This is a genomic window from Sphingobacterium sp. 2149 (assembly GCF_031455655.1).
Lineage (GTDB): Bacteria > Bacteroidota > Bacteroidia > Sphingobacteriales > Sphingobacteriaceae > Sphingobacterium.
Genome location: NZ_JAVDTD010000005.1, coordinates 277,001 through 297,106, shown reverse-complemented (window position 1 = coordinate 297,106; position 20,106 = coordinate 277,001). Strand labels below are relative to the sequence as shown.

The window sequence follows — 20,106 nt, the reverse complement described above, 5'->3', positions numbered from 1 at the left end:
TAAAATGCATCATACTATGATTATTTTTGGCACACGAACCAAGGTATTAACTAACAAATCGCAATCGGCAGTAGGCGACTGTGATTATTGTGGCACGGCTCAGTCTCTCTTTGCCTATAGACAGATTAAGTATTTTCATATTTTTTGGATACCCATATTTCCCTATTCTTCGCAGATTATTACGATTTGCAATCATTGCAAAAAGTTGAGCTACCAATCTGAAATTAAGCCACAGACACTTCAATCCCTGTCTTCAGGAACTATCCGTAAAACACCTATCGATTATTTTACGGGTTTAATGCTGATTGGACTTTTAGTAGTTGCTATTGTTATAGCTGGGATTTCAGGTGCAAAAAAGAAAGAAAAATACCTGAAAGATCCAAAGGTAGGCGATGTGTATGAGGTTTCCTATCCAAAGGATGGTAAAACGATGCGTACACTCTATCGTATAGCCAATTTAACTACAGATTCAGTGACTTTTGATGTTAACGATTATGAAGCGGATAGCCGAAAGGGTCTGCGCAAATTGAAAGAGCAGTATGCTGATAGTTATGCTGAACAGCGAAAATTGTCACGTTCTGAACTTGAAGAAATGAAAAGAAGGATATCAAATATTGAAAGATTTTAACGAGCATTTTCTTGTTTCTTATTGCTACCTTCGTTGGTACTACTGGCGTATTGGTTTGCTATTTCTTTGCCCATCCTTTGCTGTTTTTCTGCCATTTCTTTACCGTTTCTTTGCCTATCCTTTGCTGGTTCTCTGCTATTTCGTTGTTGTTTCTTTGCCTACGGTTTGCTGTTTCTTTACCTATTATTTGGTCTTATAGTAATCAGATAGCAACGAAAGACCAAATAGATAGCAACGCTATAGCATAGCTGTTATCAAGGAAACCCAAAGGATATACAACAAGGTTTAAACCAGCGCTCAAATTACCTCTTTTGCAAAAGAGAAGGTATTGATTTAATCCCCAAGAATATATCTTGTAGACACGGTTTGCATCTTAAATGAGCTACTTCTTTGTTTTTATAATATTAAATTATGAATATAACCCAGCATAAAATATTGTTTCAGTGTAAGTGAATTCCCAAAATATGTTCTATTGTCTTGACTGTGCCCAATAATTTTGCGTATTCTGATTCAAGATATCGAAACCGGTCAATTTGATTTGGGAATTGTTTTAAATATGCACTATAGTTATTTTGAATTCCACCTATAACAATAATTTCTGTTTAGACAATTCGTGAAATATGAAACTTAAAAAGCAAGATTTAAATAAAATCCTGCTTTTTAGATTGTACAATTTGATGAATAGGGAAGATATGGATAGCAAATGGGGTTATATTCATTAATCAAGTCGTATAGCTACGCGCACTAGCAACAATTTCTCCTTATTTCTTCAAAACAAGTGTATGTCCATTTTGGTAGAGTGTCATTTTGTTTTCGTTGCGCTCGAAAACTATTTTTACACCAAATTGCGGTTGAATCAGTGTGTTTTTATCCTTTGCTTTCAGCTGAAACGACGGTTGACCAATGACCTGTCCGAACACTTTGTTTCCTTCTCGGGTAATATTTATCTGGATTGGAGGCTGTTCGCTTTTATATTCGCCAACAAGACTAGTAATTTCTTCGTCTGTCAATTGTACTTCCGTAAGATCCGGTAGTGGGAAGGACTTTTTATAAAGTTCACCTAAACTGAACTTTAGGATTTCATTATTATTATAATTGTTGGCATTACTAATGATAGCGACATTATAATTACCATCATCGAAATGCCCAGCTACAGAAGAATAGCCATCGATTCCGCCGGTATGTCCGAAACCCATATGCTCATAGAACGGCAACTGGAATAAGCCAAGTCCATAACCTTGATCTATTTTTTTCATGGCGTCGAGGCTCGCCGCATTGATTATTTTATGGCTGAATAAACCATTGAAAAATTTGTCTAGATCTGTTGGCGTTGACCAAACTGCCCCCGCACCGAGGGGAACAGAGTTGTGGGTGTGTGGTTCAAGGATCCATTCTTGCGTAAATCGATAGGATTCACTAACAGCACCGCTATTATTTTGTGGTCGCCCAAATGTGGTCTGTTCCAATTTCAATGGTCCACAGATATATGTTTTCAGGAGCGCAGCGTAATCTTTTTTCCATACTTTTTCTAGGATATATGTCAGTAAAATATAATTTGAATTACTGTATTCATGTTTGCTTCCAGGGGTAAATTCAGCACCACCCTTGATAATGCGTTCAACAAGTTCCTGTTCAGTTTGAGGTTGAGTGTTCCATGTTAGGTAATCTTTGTCGTTGGTGACGCTATGAACACCGCTACTATGATTTAACAATTGATGAATGGTGATCTTTTCTGCATTTGGAATGTCTTTAAAATAAGTCGATAATGTTTGGTTCAGTTTTAGCTTGCCAAGTTCCACTGTTTTTAGAACAAGGGTTGCTGTGAAAGTTTTTGAAATCGACCCTATACCATAGCGGGTATCTGGGCTCGCTTTCTTTTTCTGGGCGATGTCTGCATTTCCAATGGCCCTTTGGTAGAGCAATTCGTCTCCTTTACTTATCGCAATACTGCCCATCCAGACTTGGTTACTTTCTAATATTGACATCAGACTGTCCATCCGGATAGGACTAAATTGTTGGGCTTTTAAAATTGGGCTGGTTAGACTGCCTAATAGCAAGAGCAAAAGTGAGGTTCTTTTCATAATTTATGGTATATAGATTTTTTGATTTTTAAAATAAGCGTTGAAGAATAGTACAGCCCAATGATGATAAATAGAAGAACTGGAATAAAATAATTGCCCAATTGTTCATACCGTATGGCCTCTTCTTGCTGTAGAATAAGTTTTCCGAATATGAAAAACTTATTGGGCGCATAGAAAAAGCCTACTCTCTGTGGATCAACAAACTTGGCCACTACTAAAAATATAGCAATAAGCATCAGGGTATAGGTGGTATAATAAACCAAATTGACTATCGCTCGTGCAAGCATGATGGGCATCTTCAAGAGGGATACCGGTTCAGTTGAAGGCGCTACTGCCTGACCTAAGGAGGCTGAGGAGATCATTTCTAAGATAAAGGTCGCAGGTAAACCTAGCTTTTCCAAAATATCTTCGAGCTGCATAGGCGTCGTATCCTGGATTAACTGTTGGGGAAATTGCTGTTGCAAAGCCTCAAATATGTGACTATTAATTTCGCATAATATATCCTGACGTTGCTCCAATGCTAATTTTTTGACAAGAGCCGTTGCTGTTGACATGTAATTTTTATAAAGCTGAGCCGAGGATCTATTGGTAAAATGTATTTGGTTATAATGCATGAGTCAAGGTGGTTAAGTGTTGGTTTAAGCCTGCCCAGTAACTTCTCATTTCTAAGAAGGTACTTTGGCCTTCCTTTGTTATTTTGTAATATTTTCTTGGAATCCCAGTCTTCTGCGGAACCCACTTCGATTCGACCAACCCCTCGTTTTTTAAACGAATTAATAAAGGGTATAATGTTCCTTCAGCAATATCAATGGTGGTTTTCTTCTTGACCTCTTGGATAAGATCGTAACCGTAGTATTCTTGCTCGTAAGCGAGGACACCGAGTATAACAAAAGAAAGGCTTCCTTTTTTTAGCTGTGAAATCCATTTGTCAATAAATTCTTTGTTCATGGAGGTAAATATAACAAAATACATAGTAATGCAATGTATTTATTTTAAAGTTTCATTACAGACCTCGATAAGTGATTTGCCGTGCTATAAATAGAAGGTATGCTTAGCTTAGAAGTCTTATTAGAAAACGAAGTAAAGTTGTACATAGAAGTCACACCAGAAGCGGAATAGAAAGTATTTGATGCAAGCGAATTCTACAAAAAAAAACACTTGAAGTGGGGAACTTCAAGTGTTTAACCTAACCAATTATTAACCTAAATTTATGAAAAGTATACTTTCTCAAGTATAGTATCTGTTATTCAATATCTGTGCCATTCTGTTTGTTCGCCTTATAATATTTTTCTTTGTGATAGGTTTGTTACGTAAAATTATCGATTTTTCCTTGCAAAGCTCTCTTAATTGGTAATATTTTGTTAGGATGGGGCGGGCTTGAGTGCTATTGAGTTAAAAATATATTTTTTTTAATAGCATTGTCACAACGTTGTTGGGGAATGTATTAAAAAGTGAACAGACTCGTGGAAAATTGTCTATTATCATACATATCGTTTAAAGAGCTCTTTCCATTCTTCTTCCAGACTACCCTTGTAAACATCCTGTTTTGCGCGGCGGTACCAATATTCTGCATTCCATTGATCGCCTTCTTTTCGGTGTAAGTATGCATGAACATGTGCTGCGTCAATTCCGCCTAATTGATCAATCAGATCGTGGGCTGTTTTCCAATGTCCTTTTAGATCATACCAAAGTGATTTTTGTACTGCCGTCCAGTGCTGAACCGGACTTTCAAGAGATTGAAATTGTTCTATTGTCATTTTTTTTATTCTGTTATTTCTTTGCTCCAGATTTCATAAATAGCGTCTCCTTTCGAACTTTTTCCTTTATGGTGCCATGCTCCAGCCACAATTTCACCATCAAAGGCGAGCGCCTGCCCAACTCGATTATTGTCTCTCGAAAAGAATTGTAGTGTTTCAGTATACCGATTTTGAGCATATTGATACAATCCCCCGCCAGTACCATAGAAACCTTTTTGTGCAGGATTAATCGCTACCCATTGAAAATATCCATCAACTAATATTTTGATTGTTTTGCGATCTGCTTTTGGAATATTATTCATTTTTCCCTCCTGTTGACGCCCACTAATCCGCCAAAGTGCATCAAGATCCTGCGGAATCTTTTTCTGCTTCATATAGAGATGGTAATTATCGGCTGTTTTTAGATGGAGAGAATCTACTTCAGCCCGATAAGGCAATTGCATCGTTTTACCGACAGTAGTCGAATCCTGTGAGTTATATTCGATAACTATATTGATCAAATTCTGCTGTTTATCAATTGTGCCACCCCAAGTATGTTGAAAACGTTTCCTCACATCATCGTAACTTATAAAGGAGATGTAATGGTCTTTAACGAGCATTAAATGCTTATTCATGCCATCCTGATACAGATAGGCTCCGTCATGAAGTTGCTGTTGTGCTTGGGCTTTAGAAAAACAGGTCCCAAAAAAAAGGAAGAATAATAGCGTGCAATTTTTCATAACGGGCTTATTGTTGTTTTCTTTAAAGATACAAATAAAGAGTCGCTAAGAGTCATTAAAATCAGATTTAACGGAACAAAAAAGCTGACCATGAATGGAACGCTTCCAAAAGTGTATATACTTTATGGGAGGTAGTCCAGCAAAGATCAGCTCTTTTAGGTGAAATTAAACGTATCTATTTGAACCTACTAGCTAAGGCAGCTAGCTTACTTGCCATATCCGTTTGTGGTTCGACCTGTATTTTGTTATCCTTTCTCCTGTTGTTTGGCTGAGTGGACTTTTCTTCGGTCTTCATAGATAAAGCAATGCGATTACGTTTTTCATCGACTTCCGTCACTGTAACCATCACATGTTGCTGTACTTTCACGATCTCTTGAGGATCTGATACGTAACGATTGGATAATTGACTTAAATGTACCAGACCGTCTTGGTGGACACCGATATCAACAAAAGCCCCAAAATTGGTAATGTTAGTGACGATTCCTGGAAGTTTCATACCGACCTTTAGATCCCCAATGCTGTTGACACCTTCAGTGAATGAGAATGCTTCGAATTTTTCGCGTGGATCTAGTCCCGGTTTCGCTAATTCACTTAGAATATCGTTTAATGTCGGTAGGCCTACCTCCTCTGAGATGTAGTTTTTTAAGGGAATAGATTTTCTGAGATCCGCATCTTTCAATAAGTCGTCCACTTTTTTTCCTAAATCTTTGGCCATTTGCTCAACCAATGCATATCGCTCGGGGTGTACTGCCGACGAATCCAATGGATTTGCTGCATGCCGAATGCGAAGAAAGCCAGCTGCTTGTTCAAAAGCTTTATCGCCAAGACGAGGTACTTTTTTCAGTTCACGTCTTGAAGCAAAAGGGCCATTCTCGTTTCTATATTTAATGATCTGTTGTGCCAGGGATGGACCTAGACCAGAAACATAAGATAAAATTTGTTTGGATGCTGTATTCAGTTCAACTCCTACGGCATTTACACAGCTGATGACCGTGTCGTCGAGAGAGGTTTGTAGCTTGTTTTGATCTACATCGTGCTGGTATTGTCCGACACCAATGGATTTTGGATCAATCTTAACCAGTTCAGCAAGTGGGTCCATCAATCGTCTGCCAATGGATACTGCGCCGCGTACCGTAACATCTTGATCTGGAAATTCTTCCCGGGCAGTTTCGGAAGCAGAATAAATGGAAGCTCCGCTTTCATTGACCATCACAATAGTCACATTGTTTAATCCAAGCTTCCGTACAAATTCTTCAGTTTCGCGGCCAGCTGTTCCATTTCCAATCGCGATGGCTTGGATATCATATTTCGATACTAAATACTTAATGGTTTTTTGGGCTTCTGCCATTCCATTGGCACCAGTATGTGGGAAGATAGCTGTATTTTCTTTAAGCTGGCCTTGTTCATCTAATACGACTGTTTTACAGCCGGTGCGAAACCCGGGGTCGATTGCAAGTAATCTCTTTTGTCCCAATGGAGCGGCTAAAAGCAATTGACGCACGTTATCTGCAAAAACTTTGATGGCTTCCTCATCTGCTTTCTGACGGGTTAATACACGTATTTCTGTTTCCATGGACGGTTTGAGGAGACGTTTATAACTGTCTATCAGGGCAAGTTTTACCTGAGCAGCTGCAGCGTTGCCACTCTTCACAAAGATAGATTCGATACGCGGTAGAATCTCCTCTTCATTGACAGCAATGTCCAAGTAGAGCAATTCTTCTTTTTCACCACGACGCATGGCCAGCACACGATGCGATGGAGCATCTTTTAAGGATTCAGACCAGTCGTAATAATCTTTATATTTTATTGCAGCTTCTTCTTTTCCAGGAACTACTTTTGAAACAAATGAGCCTTTTTCGAGAAAAATAGCTCTCGATTTAGCTCTTACAGTAGCGTCTTCTGCAATGATTTCCGCGATAATATCGCGAGCACCTGCCAACGCGTCCTCCGTATTTTTTACGCCATTTTCTGCATCCACTAAACTTTCGGCAAGTGCAAGGAAATCGCCAGATTCTTGTGCTAAAATAAGATCCGCTAAGGGTTGCAACCCTTTCTCACGAGCCACACTTGCGCGCGTTTTGCGCTTAGGTTTGTAAGGGAGATAAATATCTTCTAAGCTGGCCATGGTTTCGGCACCTAATATTTGTTGTTCAAGTGCTGGGGTCAATTTCCCTTGATCGTTTATTGATTTCAGAACAGCTTCCTTGCGTTTATCTAAGTCCCGCAATTGCTGGAAACGATCTCTGATGGCGGTGATTTGAACTTCATCTAGACTTCCGGTCATTTCCTTACGGTAGCGCGAGATAAAGGGAACGGTGGCACCTTCGTCTAATAGTGCAATAGTCGTGCGAACTTGTTTTTCGCTAATAGAAAGCTCGTTAGCAATAATAATTTCGTGTGTTGATAAGCTCATTGATGGTTTAATCTTAAAAAGTAGAGCCGTTGAATGGTGATTCAACAGCTCTAAGTATATCTAATTATAAACTAAAATAGTAAAATTAGGCAGGTTTATGGGTATTGTCCTGCTCAGGAACTTTTTTATCTTCTACTTCGTTGTTTTTAGTTTCAGCAAAATGATCATTATATCCGTAAGTGATATGAGATGGTTCTTCTCCGTAATCCGGTTGCTTATGGGGATTGTGTTCGACGACACCGGCGGGAGTGGTGAACTCATATTTTTTCTTTGGCTGTTCTATTTCAGATCCCTGTGCAGTTTCATTTGGTTTAACCTCTTCTTGGTGCGCTGTCTGGACCTTTTCTTCCGCCAGGCGTACGTCATTAGGAACAGCTTCTTCTTTTACTTCTGGCTTAACGTCTATGTCTTTTTCGAAATTATTGATTTGATCTGAAATCTCACGTTTTATACCTTCTGACGCATCTTTAAATTCACGTATCCCTCTTCCTAAACCCCTCGCCAATTCAGGAAGCTTCTTGCCTCCAAAAAGTAACAAGATTGCAAACACAATTAAGATCATCTCCTGCGTGCCGATGTTTAGAAATGCTATTACTGGATTGTACATACTCTTTTTCCTCTTCTTTTGATTACTAACTAGATGCTAAGTTACATTTATATTTCTATAGTTCTTAGACCCAAAAGTAAATTTAAGATATTTTTAAGGTATTTGAAACATAAAAATTACTTAACACGCGGTACGTGTCTAGCGCCTTTAAATTGTTGTATTTTTGCTAAATATTTTATAATATGACGATAGGACAGAAATATCTTCGTACTTTTGTGGCTATTTTTTGAGAAATCGATTATGTTGGGAAAATTTAAAACTTTCAAGCCGTATTACAAAAGTACGATGGTATTAGCGGGGCCAGTCGTGATATCACAATTGGGACATACATTGGTCCATACCGCAGATAGTGTGATCGTAGGACATTTTGCAGGGACTATTCCACTGGCAGCAGTTTCATTAGTGCATGCTGTTTTCATGGTTGTTATGGTTATCGGATTGGGTATCGCGTATGGCATCACGCCATTGATTGCGCAAGAGAATGGTCGTGATAATAAGAAAGAGTGTGCCATCTTGTTATCTAATAGCTTTTGGTTAAATCTTCTATCGGGTCTTTTACTGTTTGCTTTAGTTTACTTTGGTTCTATGTTGGCTATCGATCACCTCGACCAAGATCCGGCGGTGGTAAAGGAAGCGAAGCCTTATTTGCTTATCCTTAGCTTATCGATGCTTCCACTGATGGTGTTCAGTACATTCAAGCAATTTGCCGAGGGATTAGGATTTACCAAGCAAGCCATGAATGTAACTATTTGGGGAAATGTACTGAATATTATTTTGGCAATCATCTTTGTCAAAGGGATGTTTGGCATCAGTCCAATGGGAGTCAAAGGGGTTGGATATAGTACATTGATTGACCGTGTGCTCATGATGACTGTCATGATGACCTATGTGTTACGATCGCAGAAATTCAAAGGGTATATCCAATATTTTAAAGTGACCCTGATCGATTGGGATCGACTGCTTAAAATATTGCGGATTGGAGCGCCAGTAGCGATGCAATATGTTTTTGAAATTGGGGCCTTTGCCGGGGCATCCCTCTTAGCCGGTACAATAAGTGCTACGGCGCAAGCTTCCCATCAGGTAGCCATACAACTGGCCGCCATGACGTATATGATGGCAAGCGGGATTGCTGCTGCTGCCACGATCAAGGTGGGGAATAGCTATGGGAATAGAAATCTTTTCCGTCTTGAACGGTTTGCGATTACTTCATACCAGTTGGTATTGATCTTTATGTTGATTACGGCTTCCTTGTTTGCATTGCTGAACAATTTTCTGCCTTATATTTTTACATCAGATCATGCCGTCGTTATTATTGCTTCTCAACTGTTGATCATAGCGGGACTTTTCCAATTGTTTGATGGCACACAAGTGGTCGGTCTTGGGGTATTACGGGGCATGGGTGATGTCAATATTCCCACCATTATTACATTTGTTGCGTATTGGATTATTGGTTTGCCAAGCGGCTATCTAATGGGGATAGTATTTAACTGGGGCATCCAGGGAATATGGTATGGGCTGACATTAGGCTTATTGACTTCTTCTCTTTTACTCTATCTGCGATTTCAACGGGTAATAAAGAAGAAGAAAATGCAGTTTGAACAAAGTTTGTTGAAATAGAAAAGTATATACTCATCAAAAAAAGGCTCTGTCAGTAACAACTGACAGAGCCTTTTCTATTGATCGATTTTGGATGTTAGATTACCCTATTCGTATCCCAATTTTCCAAATAATCTGCAACGCGTTTTAAGAATGTACCTCCAAGTGCTCCATCAATTGCGCGATGGTCATAGGAGAGGGATAGATACATCATATGTCTAATGCCAATCATATCGCCATATTCCGTTTCTATGACTGCTGGTTTTTTTGTTATTGAACCTACTGCCAAGATTGCAGCTTGCGGCTGATTAATGATGGGCGTACCCATTATATTACCGAAAGCGCCGATATTGGTGAATGTAAATGTTCCATCTTGTGTGTCGTCTGGTTTTAACTTATTTGCTCTCGACCGTTGTGCAAGGTCGTTTACACTTTTACTCAATCCGACTAAGCTCAATTGATCCGCATTTTTGATTACTGGTACGATAAGATTTCCATTAGGCAATGCGGCGGCCATACCGATATTGATGTTTTTCTTCTTAATGATATTGTAGCCATCGATCGAGATATTGACCAATGGGAAATCTTTAAGTGCCTTGCTGATAGCCTCAATGAATAAAGGGGTAAACGTAATATTTTCTCCCTCGCGCTTTTTATAGGCATCTTTAACTTTATTGCGCCACAAAACCAAATTCGTTACATCTGCTTCAACAAATGAACATACATGGGGGGAGATCTGCGTGCTTTTGACCATATGGTCTGCAATCATTCTTCGCATGCGATCCATTTCAATGATTTCATCATTGCCATTTGCAACGGTATGAACATGGGATGGAGCTGTTACGATTATTTTGGGCGATTCCGCACGTGTTTCAGCCTGATCGGTCTGAAGAGATTTTTCAGATTTGGATGACGAATCCCTATGCGCTACATACGTTAAAATATCCTCCTTCGTCACTCTTCCTTCTGCTCCAGTACCCTGTATACGGTCAAGTTCATCTTGAGACAATCCTTCGTGACGAGCAATATTCTTTACTAAAGGTGAATAGAAACGAAGCGTGCTCTCGTACTGAGCAGAAGAAGTGTCAACACCGACATTGGGCAATTGTTCGACACCTGGTATGTTCAAATCTAAACGCTCTTCGGAGCTTGTCGTTGAAGGAATTGTAATTTCTTGCTGAGGAGGCGTAGGTTCTTCCTCTTCGCCTTCAATTTCTATAATTGCAACGACTTCACCCACTTGGACGGTCTGGTCTACGGTATAACGTTGCTCTTTTAGAACGCCTTTTACGGGAGAAGGTACCTCTGAATCAACTTTGTCAGTTGCGATTTCCAATAAAGTGTCATCTTCATCAATCCGGTCACCAGGTTGTTTTAACCATTTTGTGATTGTTGCCTCGGATACACTTTCTCCCATTTTTGGGAGTAAGAGTTTATATAAAGCCATATTTTTTAGCAATCTCGTTATAGAAAAACGAAGTTAATTAAATTGTGGTTTACTTTCAACAATTTAAAATATTATTCCTTAAATAGCGGTTTTTTTAAAACATTATTTTATCCTATTGTGCTTCTTGTTCTTTTTCTTTTAATAACAATTGCCATAATAATAAAAGGGCATTCATTCGTGTACGTTCGATGTTGATGAGCCTGTCATTGTCAAATTGAAACTTTTTGGTTATAATTTCTTTTTTTCCGGCGACAGCCACCCAGATCGTTCCAATAGGTTTTTCAGCTGTGCCCCCACCTGGACCGGCTATTCCAGTCGTTGAGATGGCATAGTCCGAAGAGAACGCTGCTTTTGAGCCCGAGGCCATTTCGACTGCGGTCTGTTCACTTACGGCACCATATTGAGCCAATGTTTCTTCATTGACGTTGAGCAGTTGGTGTTTTAATCTGTTGGAATAGGGAATCGTGCCGCCAAGAAATACAGCACTACTTCCCGCTACTGAAGTGATCGAAGCGGCGAGGCTACCACCAGTACAACTTTCAGCCGTAGTCAGGGTACTGCCCCGATGAGTAAGCTCTTTAATCAGATGGGACTCTATGCCCGTATCATAATCTGCTACGATATACTGCTGTAGACGATGGATAAGTTTCTTTTTGAAAAGAGCAACCTGAAGCATAATATCAGACTTGTTTCTACTTTTTCCGGATAGTCTTAACCGGATAAATGCCAATGTCGGTAGATAGGCCAATTTTATGCTAGGTGGCAGTTCGCTTTCGATATCTTTTATTTCTTCTGCTAAATAGGATTCACCGATACCTCCCACCAAGATCGTTTCATGACAGATAAATAGGTCTGGATCTTGTGTTGCTAATAAAGGGAGTACGTGTTTTTCCATCAGAAATTTCATCTCAAAGGGAACGCCGGGCATAAATATAAACCGCTTTTCGCCTTGGTTTACCAGCATGCCGGGCGCAGTACCATAGTCATTAAATAAGACTTCACAATTTGCGAGTACATCGGCCTGCTGCAGATTGATGTCAAGCATTTTTAACTTACGCGATTCAAAGATGTTCGTCACATGACGAAGTACATTTTCGTCGCGAACCAAGGTCGTTTCAAAATATTTTGCAGCTGTTTTTTTCGTAACGTCATCTTTGGTTGGACCTAGACCTCCGGTGATTAAAATCAAATCTGCCCGGGAAGAGGCTTCTTTCAGCGTTTTTGAAATAGCTTCTTCTGTATCAGGGATCGATGTCATTTGAACGATATCCACTTCGAATCGGAGCAGTTGTTTGGCAATCCAGCCCGAATTGGTATCAATGATCTGACCGATGAGAATCTCATCGCCTATGGTAATAATCTCTGCTTTCATCTTGTTATAATTATGTAACACGTCGCCATAATGGATCATATACATATGGGTATAATGTTTGATCTTCCTAATCTTTCAGCGTTCAGTTTTCTTCCGCCAAGGCTTAAAAATAAAAAATCAACATCGGACGATTCAGGATATAAACTTACATAAAATTGTGATTCGGTGGGACGATTAATATGCATTTGATATGGGGAGTCGTATGCTATCGCAAAGGTAAAAGGCAGGGAGTAAAATACGACCTTTATGATATCGAAATCGTCATAGCTAAGAAAGCGAGAAAGTTTTTTCTGGCGAATAGGATTAGATATTTTCAAAAAAAAAGCAGCTATTTTAAAAATAACTGCCTCCTGAACTTGCTCTTTTTGTGAGCTTAAGATCTTGTAAGATGGAGGCCTTAGCCCGTATCGTCACATTATAACTTCGGTATCGCCCAAATGGCATCCAGCCGAACGACATATCCCAGCAATGCAGATCTCGATAGATATTGAAAGAGGTCATGACCACTTCCTTTTGTTTAAAATCGTATCCCGATTGAAAAGTAACTTTCCATTTTGGCGTAACGCTGAAGTCACCATGTAAGTTTAAGGTACTTGTAAATTGGCTCTCCATTCTCCGCGTGCTCGAGTTGAATGATTTGGACGTATTGAAACTGAACGATGCCGCAAGGTTCCAAGGAATATTAAAATCTACGAATGCATTTGGATCTGAGCTGATTCGAGCTAAGGCCTGTGCCTGTTCGGGAGTCATACCTGCGCCGGACATTTCTTTTCTTAACGAATCGATGTTATTATTACGTGATTTTGCAGCTTTGGGATTCAGGCTATAGTCAAAGGAAAGACCGAAATTTGTCAGACGCGCCAGGCTACCATCCTTTATGGCATATCGATTGACGCGAACACCATTTTCATTCACTGAATAGGGGTCAAAAGTACCGTTGAAGTTGACATTCATCTTTTGGTCGAAAAAAGCGGTACGGCCAGAGAAGGTGATAGGGGACAATTTAAGCGAATCGGCAACGAAGTTGTAATTTCCACTGAAGGTTAGACCCTGGAGAATAGGGATTTTCTTAAACCCTCCATCTGTGGTATCCGATTTACTTTTGACTTTAGCTTCGATGTTATTGTCGATGGAAAAACCTATACCTGCTGATTTCCCTGCGGAAGGGGAGCCATACACACCCTGACTAAAAATGGAGTATACATTTCTATTTCCATATTGGTCGTTATACTGCTGATAGAATCCATATTTTGGATCGGAAAAGTCGGGCCTATAGTTCAGGTTGATCGACGGTGTAACCACGTGTCGGATGGCCTGAATTTTACCGATCTTAGGATACATACCATAGATCTTGGTCGAAAGTCCGGTGGATACGGAGTAATCGTAAGCACGATTGAATCCCTGTACGGTGTCAATACGTTGTGTATAACCGGCAGCTGTATTATCAAAGCGTTGTCTGGTGCTTTGCAAATACCAGCGCTCTGTATAATTGACACTGGTGTTAAACTGAAAATATTTAAACGCGTTTAGCGACAAACTGATCGGGATGTTGTGCTGGAAACCATTTTGGAATTTTTTGAAGCCCCCTGGTTTAAATAACAATGTATCAATAGTACTGACCGAGTTCTGTGCCTGGAAACTATAACCTACATTGATACGCTGATACCATTTTTGTTCACCGACACGGTCCTTGCTGTCAAATGGATTGAAAGAAGAGACGTTTAAGCTGATGTTCGGTAAACTCATTTGTATACTACGTGTAGCCATATCCTGATTATGGGTTAAGCTGGCTGTCAGGTTTACCTTACCGTCTGCAAATACTTTCCCGTAACTGATGGACGATCCCATTCGGTTACGCGCAAGATTTTCATAGGTATTTAGTGTACTTCCAGTTCCTGTATTTTGAAAGAAAGAACTGGTACCAAAGTTTACACTGGCGGAGAAAGACGTTCCGGGATTGGCTTCTTGGCGCTGGGTGTGGTTCCAGGTGACGTTAAAATCTTTATTGGAACCATAATCTCGGGTTCCTTCGGTGCCTGTTTTGGTATTGGCATAACGGATATTAAAACCACCATTAAATTTATAATTGACGGTATAGCGTGTATTGATGGAGGCTTCCCACGAACCTTTTGAGTACAATGAACCTCGAATTTCACTATCCCAATAATCATTGAAGGCCAAATACCAGCCTAAATCCCGCATGGAAAACCCTCTAGTGTAATCTTCTCCAAAAGAAGGAAAGAGAAAGCCAGAAGCTCTTTTATCCGGTTTTGGAAAGAATGCGAAGGGAAATGCCACTGGCATTGGTACGCCCATAACCACTAGATAAGCTGGTCCTGAAATAATTTGGTTTTTAGTGACAATACCCTTGGTAATATGGATACCAAAATGGGTATGTGGGTAGGGCAGATTACAAGTACTGTAAAGCCCCTTATAGATAGACATTTCGTCGTAAATGTTCTTTCTAACAATATTGGCCTGGATATATCCACCATCCACCTCGGTCATAATACCATAGGTATTTCCTTCCTGTTTCTCGTAATCATAATAGAGTGAATCCACAGTTTTAGGTGATTCGCCATTTCCCATAATCACGATAGGACGTCCTACATATTTGCCGGTTTTGTCATAAATTCCGGAAGCAAAAATCTTTTTCTTGTTTCGGTCAAGACGGATATAATCAGCAGAGAGTTCAAAATCCTGATATTTAACCTTTGCACCCCGATAAAGGTGACTGATGTTTTTTGCAACTTCAGATTTTTGCGAATCCACAGCAATAATGCTGACTTCTGCCTGTAGGCCACTTCCTTTTTTCTTGGTGGTATCCCGGACAGATTTTGTCGTATCGCCCGCTTTAGTCTTACTGGTATCTTGCAACTTATTGGTCGCCGAAATAGGATTCTTACCTTGAAGTCCGTTCTGTTTTAATGGAATACTACTTTGAGCATGACTAGCAGTGCTCACCGCAAGAATGATAAATAGTGTTAAAATGTTGATTAACGACTTCAAAATTAAAGACAAATGTTATTTTTGTGAAATAATGTTAAACTTCGAGAGACAAAATTAGTCAAAAAAGCAATAGAAAATATGTTAAATATCGTTATCTATTCAACAAATAATATTGACTCATTTTGATTCGTTTATAGTAGAGCAAATAATTATTCAATGAAATCAGATTTAAGAATTAGAAAATGGTGTAGCGTCATGTTAGCTACTTTGGGATTTTTTTTATTGAATTCTTTCAAATTAAACAATGGGCAGCCCGAGCCTCCGGACTACCAAATAAGGACAATCGTAATTGATGCTGGCCATGGTGGTAAGGATACTGGCGCACAAGGAAGACGATCTTTGGAAAAAAATGTCGCTTTAGATGTCGCTTTAAAATTAGGAAAGCAGATTCAGAAAGATATTCCAGGTATTAAGATCATCTACACGAGAACGACCGATGAATTTGTGGAGCTTTATAAACGTATACGTTTAGCGAATGCTAATAAAGCAGATTTATTTATATCAATTCACTGTAATTCCAGTGGTTCGAGTGCACATGGTACCGAAACATTGGTTTCTGGTTCGCATCGTTTAGGCCAACAGGATGCTGCTGTTCGTGAAAATGCATCCTTATTATTGGAATCCAATTATAAAGAGAACTATCAGGGATTTGATCCTAAAGATCCCGAAAGTGCGATCATCTTCTCGTTGATGAAAAATCGATTTCGTGAAAAAAGTATACGTCTTGCGCAAATGATAGAGGGCGAGTACGTGAAAGCTGGCCGATACAGTAGAGGTTTCTGGGAGAAAGGGTTAGCTGTACTTGCGGAAGCGGGTATGCCAGCGGTATTGACCGAGATTGGATTTATTAGTAATAGAGAAGAGGAGAGCTACTTATTGTCTGATGCGGGACAACAAGAGATTGTTGATAATCTGGTTTCTGCTATAAAAATCTATAAAAATTCCGTAGAACGCTAAACAGATTTGCTTTTGTGCTGTTTTAAACTTAAATTAATGATCATTACTAAATAGATTATTTGTGAAAATATCAAACGAGACAAAGGTCGGCATATTAGCAACGGTTGCAATAGTTTTATTATTTATTGGTTATAGCTTTCTAAAAGGGAATGATGTTTTTAGTAGCGATAACACCTATTACACGACCTACGAGACTGTTGATGGATTAACTCCATCCAAGCCTGTTTTAGTGAATGGGTATCAAATCGGACGTGTATCGAAGATGATTCTTCAACCTGATGGCAAAATTAAAACTGAGTTTAAAATTCACGCTGATTACGCCGTGCCGAAAAACACAATTGCTAGAATTTCAAGTACAGATTTGTTGGGGAGTAAAGCGATTGTCTTTGAAATGGGCAACAGTAAGGAATTGGCAAAGGACGGCGATTTTTTAGCTTCGGGTGTCCAACCGAATATTATGGATAAGGTTGAGCCTATTCAAAAGAGGATCGAAACCATTACCATTAAACTGGATTCAACACTGTCCGTTGTGAATAATGTTTTAGATAAGCAGTTTCAGGACGACTTTAAAAACAGTATTCATAGTATATCTACCTCATTGAAAAATGTGGAAGGAATCACAAAAGATGTAGAAGGTCTAGTTGGAAACGAAAAGGGAAGACTCAATCGCATCATGGCCAACATGGAGTCAATTACATCCAACTTTTCACAAAATGGAGAGAAGATCAATTCGATTATGTCCAATTTAAATAATATAACAGACAAAGCGGCCAGATTGGATTTTGAACACACCATGAACAAAGTAAATACCGCCGTTAATGATTTTCAGGAGATTACCGGGAAGATTAACAGCGGTAAGGGCTCTATCGGATTATTGCTTAATGATGAAGCTTTATATAATAATCTGAATAACGCTTCAAAAGAAATGGATTATTTGATGAAGGATGTTAAAGAGAATCCTGGAAAATATATCAAGCTTTCTATTTTTGGAAAAAAGGGAGAAAAGTAGCGTTTAGAAAATACAATAGTCTTATAGAAAAAGCCTGCATATTGCAGGCTTTTTGTTTTCAGGAGGTTGACTTTTGGGATGTTAATCCGGCGGCCGGCTCAATGCCCCAAATTTGCTCCTTGCATTGTGTGCTTGCTGATCCACACTTTCTTGTTAACAAGCTTTCACCACGTTCTCCATTAAGACCGTTTTAACTCCATTTTTACAGAGGGTTAACACTGGGTTAATAGCGGTAAACCCCTGTAGACCCCCTGTTAACCCCTAGCTAAGGTACAAGGTGACATTAATCCATGGTTAATAGGACTAGATACGGTCAATTAGGAATCGAAACAAAAACGCCACGCATGGCGTGGCATTTTTGGTAACAAAATCAGAAGTTGATTGACGATTTCACTTTCCTACCTATAGCGTTTCTTTCAGCCAGTTAAAAAATTCGTTTTGCCAGACCTGTGCATTTTGCCCGGACAGTACCCAGTGATTTTCATCAGGAAGGTAGACTAGACGGCTCTTAATCTTTTTGAGCTGAGCTAATTGGAATGCCGCCAGCCCCTGTCCGATTGGAACACGGTAATCTCTTCCACCTTGAAAGATTAAAATCGGGGTGTGCCAATTATTTGCTTTTTCAATCGGATTGAACGCTGTGTAGGATTTTTCATTTTTGCTATCCCAGTATCCCCCCCCTAATTCATGGTTAGCAAAAAATAGTTCTTCTGTGGTTCCATACCAACTTCTCATATCGAACAAACCATTGTGGGCAATGAAGGTCTTGAAACGGTTTTGGTGTACGCCCGCTAATTGGTAAACAGAATAGCCACCATAACTGGCTCCAATAGCCGCACGACGTGCGGTATCCACGTAAGATTCTTTGGAGATATCGTCTATGGCTGCTAAGTAATCCCGGATAGGCTGACCGCCCCAGTCTTGAGAAATAGCCTCATTCCATTTTACACCCCAACCAGGCATCCCTCTACGGTTTGGCGCGATCACAATATAACCTTGCGATGCAATTAACTGTAGGTTCCAGCGGAATGAATAAAATTGAGTAAGGGCAGACTGAGGGCCACCTTCACAGTAAAGTATAGTTGGATATTTTTTTGCGGGGTTAAAGTTTGGGGGATAGATGACCCATGAAAACAGATCTGCTCCATCGGATGCCTTGGTGGTACGTTTCTCAATTTTGTTTTCGCTAATATTTGCATACTTAGCATCATTGACTTTGGTGATCGGAGTTAAGGACTTGCTTTTCAGATCAAAACTAAAGATTTCGGTTGCGCGCGTGAATCTTGTGGAGCTGACGATCAATTGATCCGCTACCTGACCTACAATACCAGTGATATCAAAGTCGCCGGCTGAAATTTGATGGATCTTAGGTAAGCCTTTCGTTTTAATATTTGTAGGGACTTCAAGTTCAAATAATTGTACGGTGCCTTTCGTAGCAGCGGTGAAATAGATTTTTCGATTGTCGTTGCTCCAAATAAAGCTATTGACTGTACCATCCCAATGCGCCGTTAAGTTAAGACGGATCGAACTGTTTTTATCGAATAAGATGATGTCATTTTTGTCCGACTCATAACCGTCGGTCTTCATGCTGAGCCAAGTGAGGTTTTTACCATCCGGAGAGTAAGCTGGGGCTGTATCATACCCATTCATTCCTTCTGTCAGGTTGAAAGTCGTTCCGCTGGCAATATCATAGCGATAAATATCGGTATTGGTACTGACGGCATAGTCTGTTCCGAATTTCTTTTTACAGACATACAGCACGGCCTTGCTATCTGGAGACCAGGCAAAATCTTCGGCGCCACCAAATGGTGCTTGCGGGCTATAGAAGGGTTGGTCCTTCAACAGGTCTACCGGCTCACCAACTTTACCATCAACAAAACTCGCTACAAAAGGATGACTGAACTTGCCATCATTGAAGGTGTCCCAATGTCTATAGTCTAAGTTGTCATAGATATAAGCGTCTGATTTTGGTAATTCGGGATATTTGTCTGTGCTGTGGTATTTTTTTACAAGAACGGACTGGCTGAAGAGTATTTGTTTTCCGTCGGGTGAAAACTTAACATTTTCCAATTCCATGTCACCAGACGTCAATTGTACTGCTTCTCCTTTTGACAGATTTTTTTTCCAGAGTTGACCTTTGGACAAGTAGATAACATCGCCATTTTTTTCGATTTGAACCACAGACTCGCCACCTTTCTGATCGGTGAACTGATTAACGGCTCCATTTGTAAGTGAAACCGTATATAGATTTTTTTCACTTGAATTACTTTCCAGGTTATAATTGGAAACACCATACACCAGTGTTTTGCCGTCTGCTGAAAGTCCCTCTGCTGATACACGTCCAAGTTCCCAAAGTGTAGTTGGATTCATGGGTTGTTTGGAGGTTTGGGCGTTGCTTAAATTGCATGTTATCATTGCTAATGCAAGTATTGTAAGTTTTTTCATATTGTTATGCTGAAAAATATCTTTGCAAGTTACAGATTTTGCCAATAAAACTTAAGGAAAGCAAAA

15 protein-coding genes are annotated in these 20,106 nt (G+C 39.7%); 4 read left to right on the top strand and 11 right to left on the bottom strand.

Annotated elements, in window-relative coordinates:
• The first annotated feature begins 16 nt into the window (after window positions 1-16).
• Window positions 17-628: a zinc-ribbon domain-containing protein gene (locus tag J2X77_RS09630; RefSeq protein ID WP_209576718.1), complete on the top strand. Its 612-nt coding sequence runs from the start codon at window positions 17-19 to the stop codon at window positions 626-628.
• 761 nt (window positions 629-1,389) lie between these two features.
• On the opposite strand, the gene J2X77_RS09625 is transcribed toward J2X77_RS09630, so the two are convergent.
• The 7 genes from J2X77_RS09625 to J2X77_RS09595 form a co-directional block, all read right to left on the bottom strand.
• Window positions 1,390-2,709, bottom strand: a complete 1,320-nt coding sequence (locus J2X77_RS09625) for a serine hydrolase (protein ID WP_209576716.1) — start codon at window positions 2,707-2,709, stop codon at window positions 1,390-1,392.
• A complete protein-coding gene (locus tag J2X77_RS09620) occupies window positions 2,706-3,263 on the bottom strand; it encodes a hypothetical protein (RefSeq protein WP_209576714.1) in 558 nt (185 codons plus the stop codon). The genes J2X77_RS09625 and J2X77_RS09620 overlap by 4 nt, the downstream gene beginning before the upstream one ends.
• A gap of 49 nt (window positions 3,264-3,312) precedes the next feature.
• On the bottom strand, window positions 3,313-3,657 hold the full coding sequence (locus J2X77_RS09615; RefSeq protein WP_209576712.1) for a PadR family transcriptional regulator: 345 nt from the start codon (window positions 3,655-3,657) through the stop codon (window positions 3,313-3,315).
• A gap of 533 nt (window positions 3,658-4,190) precedes the next feature.
• Complete coding sequence (locus J2X77_RS09610) at window positions 4,191-4,466, bottom strand: hypothetical protein (protein ID WP_209576710.1); 276 nt, start codon at window positions 4,464-4,466, stop codon at window positions 4,191-4,193.
• A gap of 5 nt (window positions 4,467-4,471) precedes the next feature.
• Complete coding sequence (locus J2X77_RS09605; RefSeq protein WP_209576708.1) at window positions 4,472-5,185, bottom strand: hypothetical protein; 714 nt, start codon at window positions 5,183-5,185, stop codon at window positions 4,472-4,474.
• A 175-nt stretch (window positions 5,186-5,360) separates the two neighbouring features.
• Complete coding sequence (locus J2X77_RS09600; RefSeq protein WP_209576706.1) at window positions 5,361-7,598, bottom strand: Tex family protein; 2,238 nt, start codon at window positions 7,596-7,598, stop codon at window positions 5,361-5,363.
• 85 nt (window positions 7,599-7,683) lie between these two features.
• Window positions 7,684-8,205 carry a twin-arginine translocase TatA/TatE family subunit gene (locus tag J2X77_RS09595; protein WP_209576704.1) on the bottom strand — a complete coding sequence of 174 codons (522 nt, stop codon included), beginning with the start codon at window positions 8,203-8,205 and terminating at the stop codon, window positions 7,684-7,686.
• A gap of 240 nt (window positions 8,206-8,445) precedes the next feature.
• Between J2X77_RS09595 and J2X77_RS09590 the strand changes: the two genes are divergently transcribed.
• Entirely contained in the window at window positions 8,446-9,822 is a 1,377-nt protein-coding gene (locus J2X77_RS09590) for an MATE family efflux transporter (RefSeq protein ID WP_209576702.1), read from the top strand.
• 76 nt (window positions 9,823-9,898) lie between these two features.
• Here the strand turns inward: J2X77_RS09590 and J2X77_RS09585 are convergent, their stop codons facing one another.
• The 3 genes from J2X77_RS09585 to J2X77_RS09575 form a co-directional block, all read right to left on the bottom strand.
• Window positions 9,899-11,248: a dihydrolipoamide acetyltransferase family protein gene (locus tag J2X77_RS09585; RefSeq protein ID WP_209576700.1), complete on the bottom strand. Its 1,350-nt coding sequence runs from the start codon at window positions 11,246-11,248 to the stop codon at window positions 9,899-9,901.
• 112 nt (window positions 11,249-11,360) lie between these two features.
• Window positions 11,361-12,620 carry a competence/damage-inducible protein A gene (locus J2X77_RS09580; RefSeq protein WP_209576698.1) on the bottom strand — a complete coding sequence of 420 codons (1,260 nt, stop codon included), beginning with the start codon at window positions 12,618-12,620 and terminating at the stop codon, window positions 11,361-11,363.
• Window positions 12,621-12,953: 333 nt separating this feature from the next.
• On the bottom strand, window positions 12,954-15,629 hold the full coding sequence (locus J2X77_RS09575; protein ID WP_293884380.1) for a putative LPS assembly protein LptD: 2,676 nt from the start codon (window positions 15,627-15,629) through the stop codon (window positions 12,954-12,956).
• A 156-nt stretch (window positions 15,630-15,785) separates the two neighbouring features.
• On the opposite strand from J2X77_RS09575, the gene J2X77_RS09570 reads away from it, so the two are divergent.
• Both J2X77_RS09570 and J2X77_RS09565 read left to right on the top strand, forming a co-directional pair.
• Entirely contained in the window at window positions 15,786-16,586 is an 801-nt protein-coding gene (locus J2X77_RS09570) for an N-acetylmuramoyl-L-alanine amidase (RefSeq protein WP_293884378.1), read from the top strand.
• A 61-nt stretch (window positions 16,587-16,647) separates the two neighbouring features.
• Entirely contained in the window at window positions 16,648-17,595 is a 948-nt protein-coding gene (locus J2X77_RS09565; RefSeq protein WP_209576696.1) for an MlaD family protein, read from the top strand.
• Between the two features lie 402 nt (window positions 17,596-17,997).
• Here the strand turns inward: J2X77_RS09565 and J2X77_RS09560 are convergent, their stop codons facing one another.
• Window positions 17,998-20,040 carry a S9 family peptidase gene (locus J2X77_RS09560; protein ID WP_209576694.1) on the bottom strand — a complete coding sequence of 681 codons (2,043 nt, stop codon included), beginning with the start codon at window positions 20,038-20,040 and terminating at the stop codon, window positions 17,998-18,000.
• Window positions 20,041-20,106: the final 66 nt, after the last annotated feature.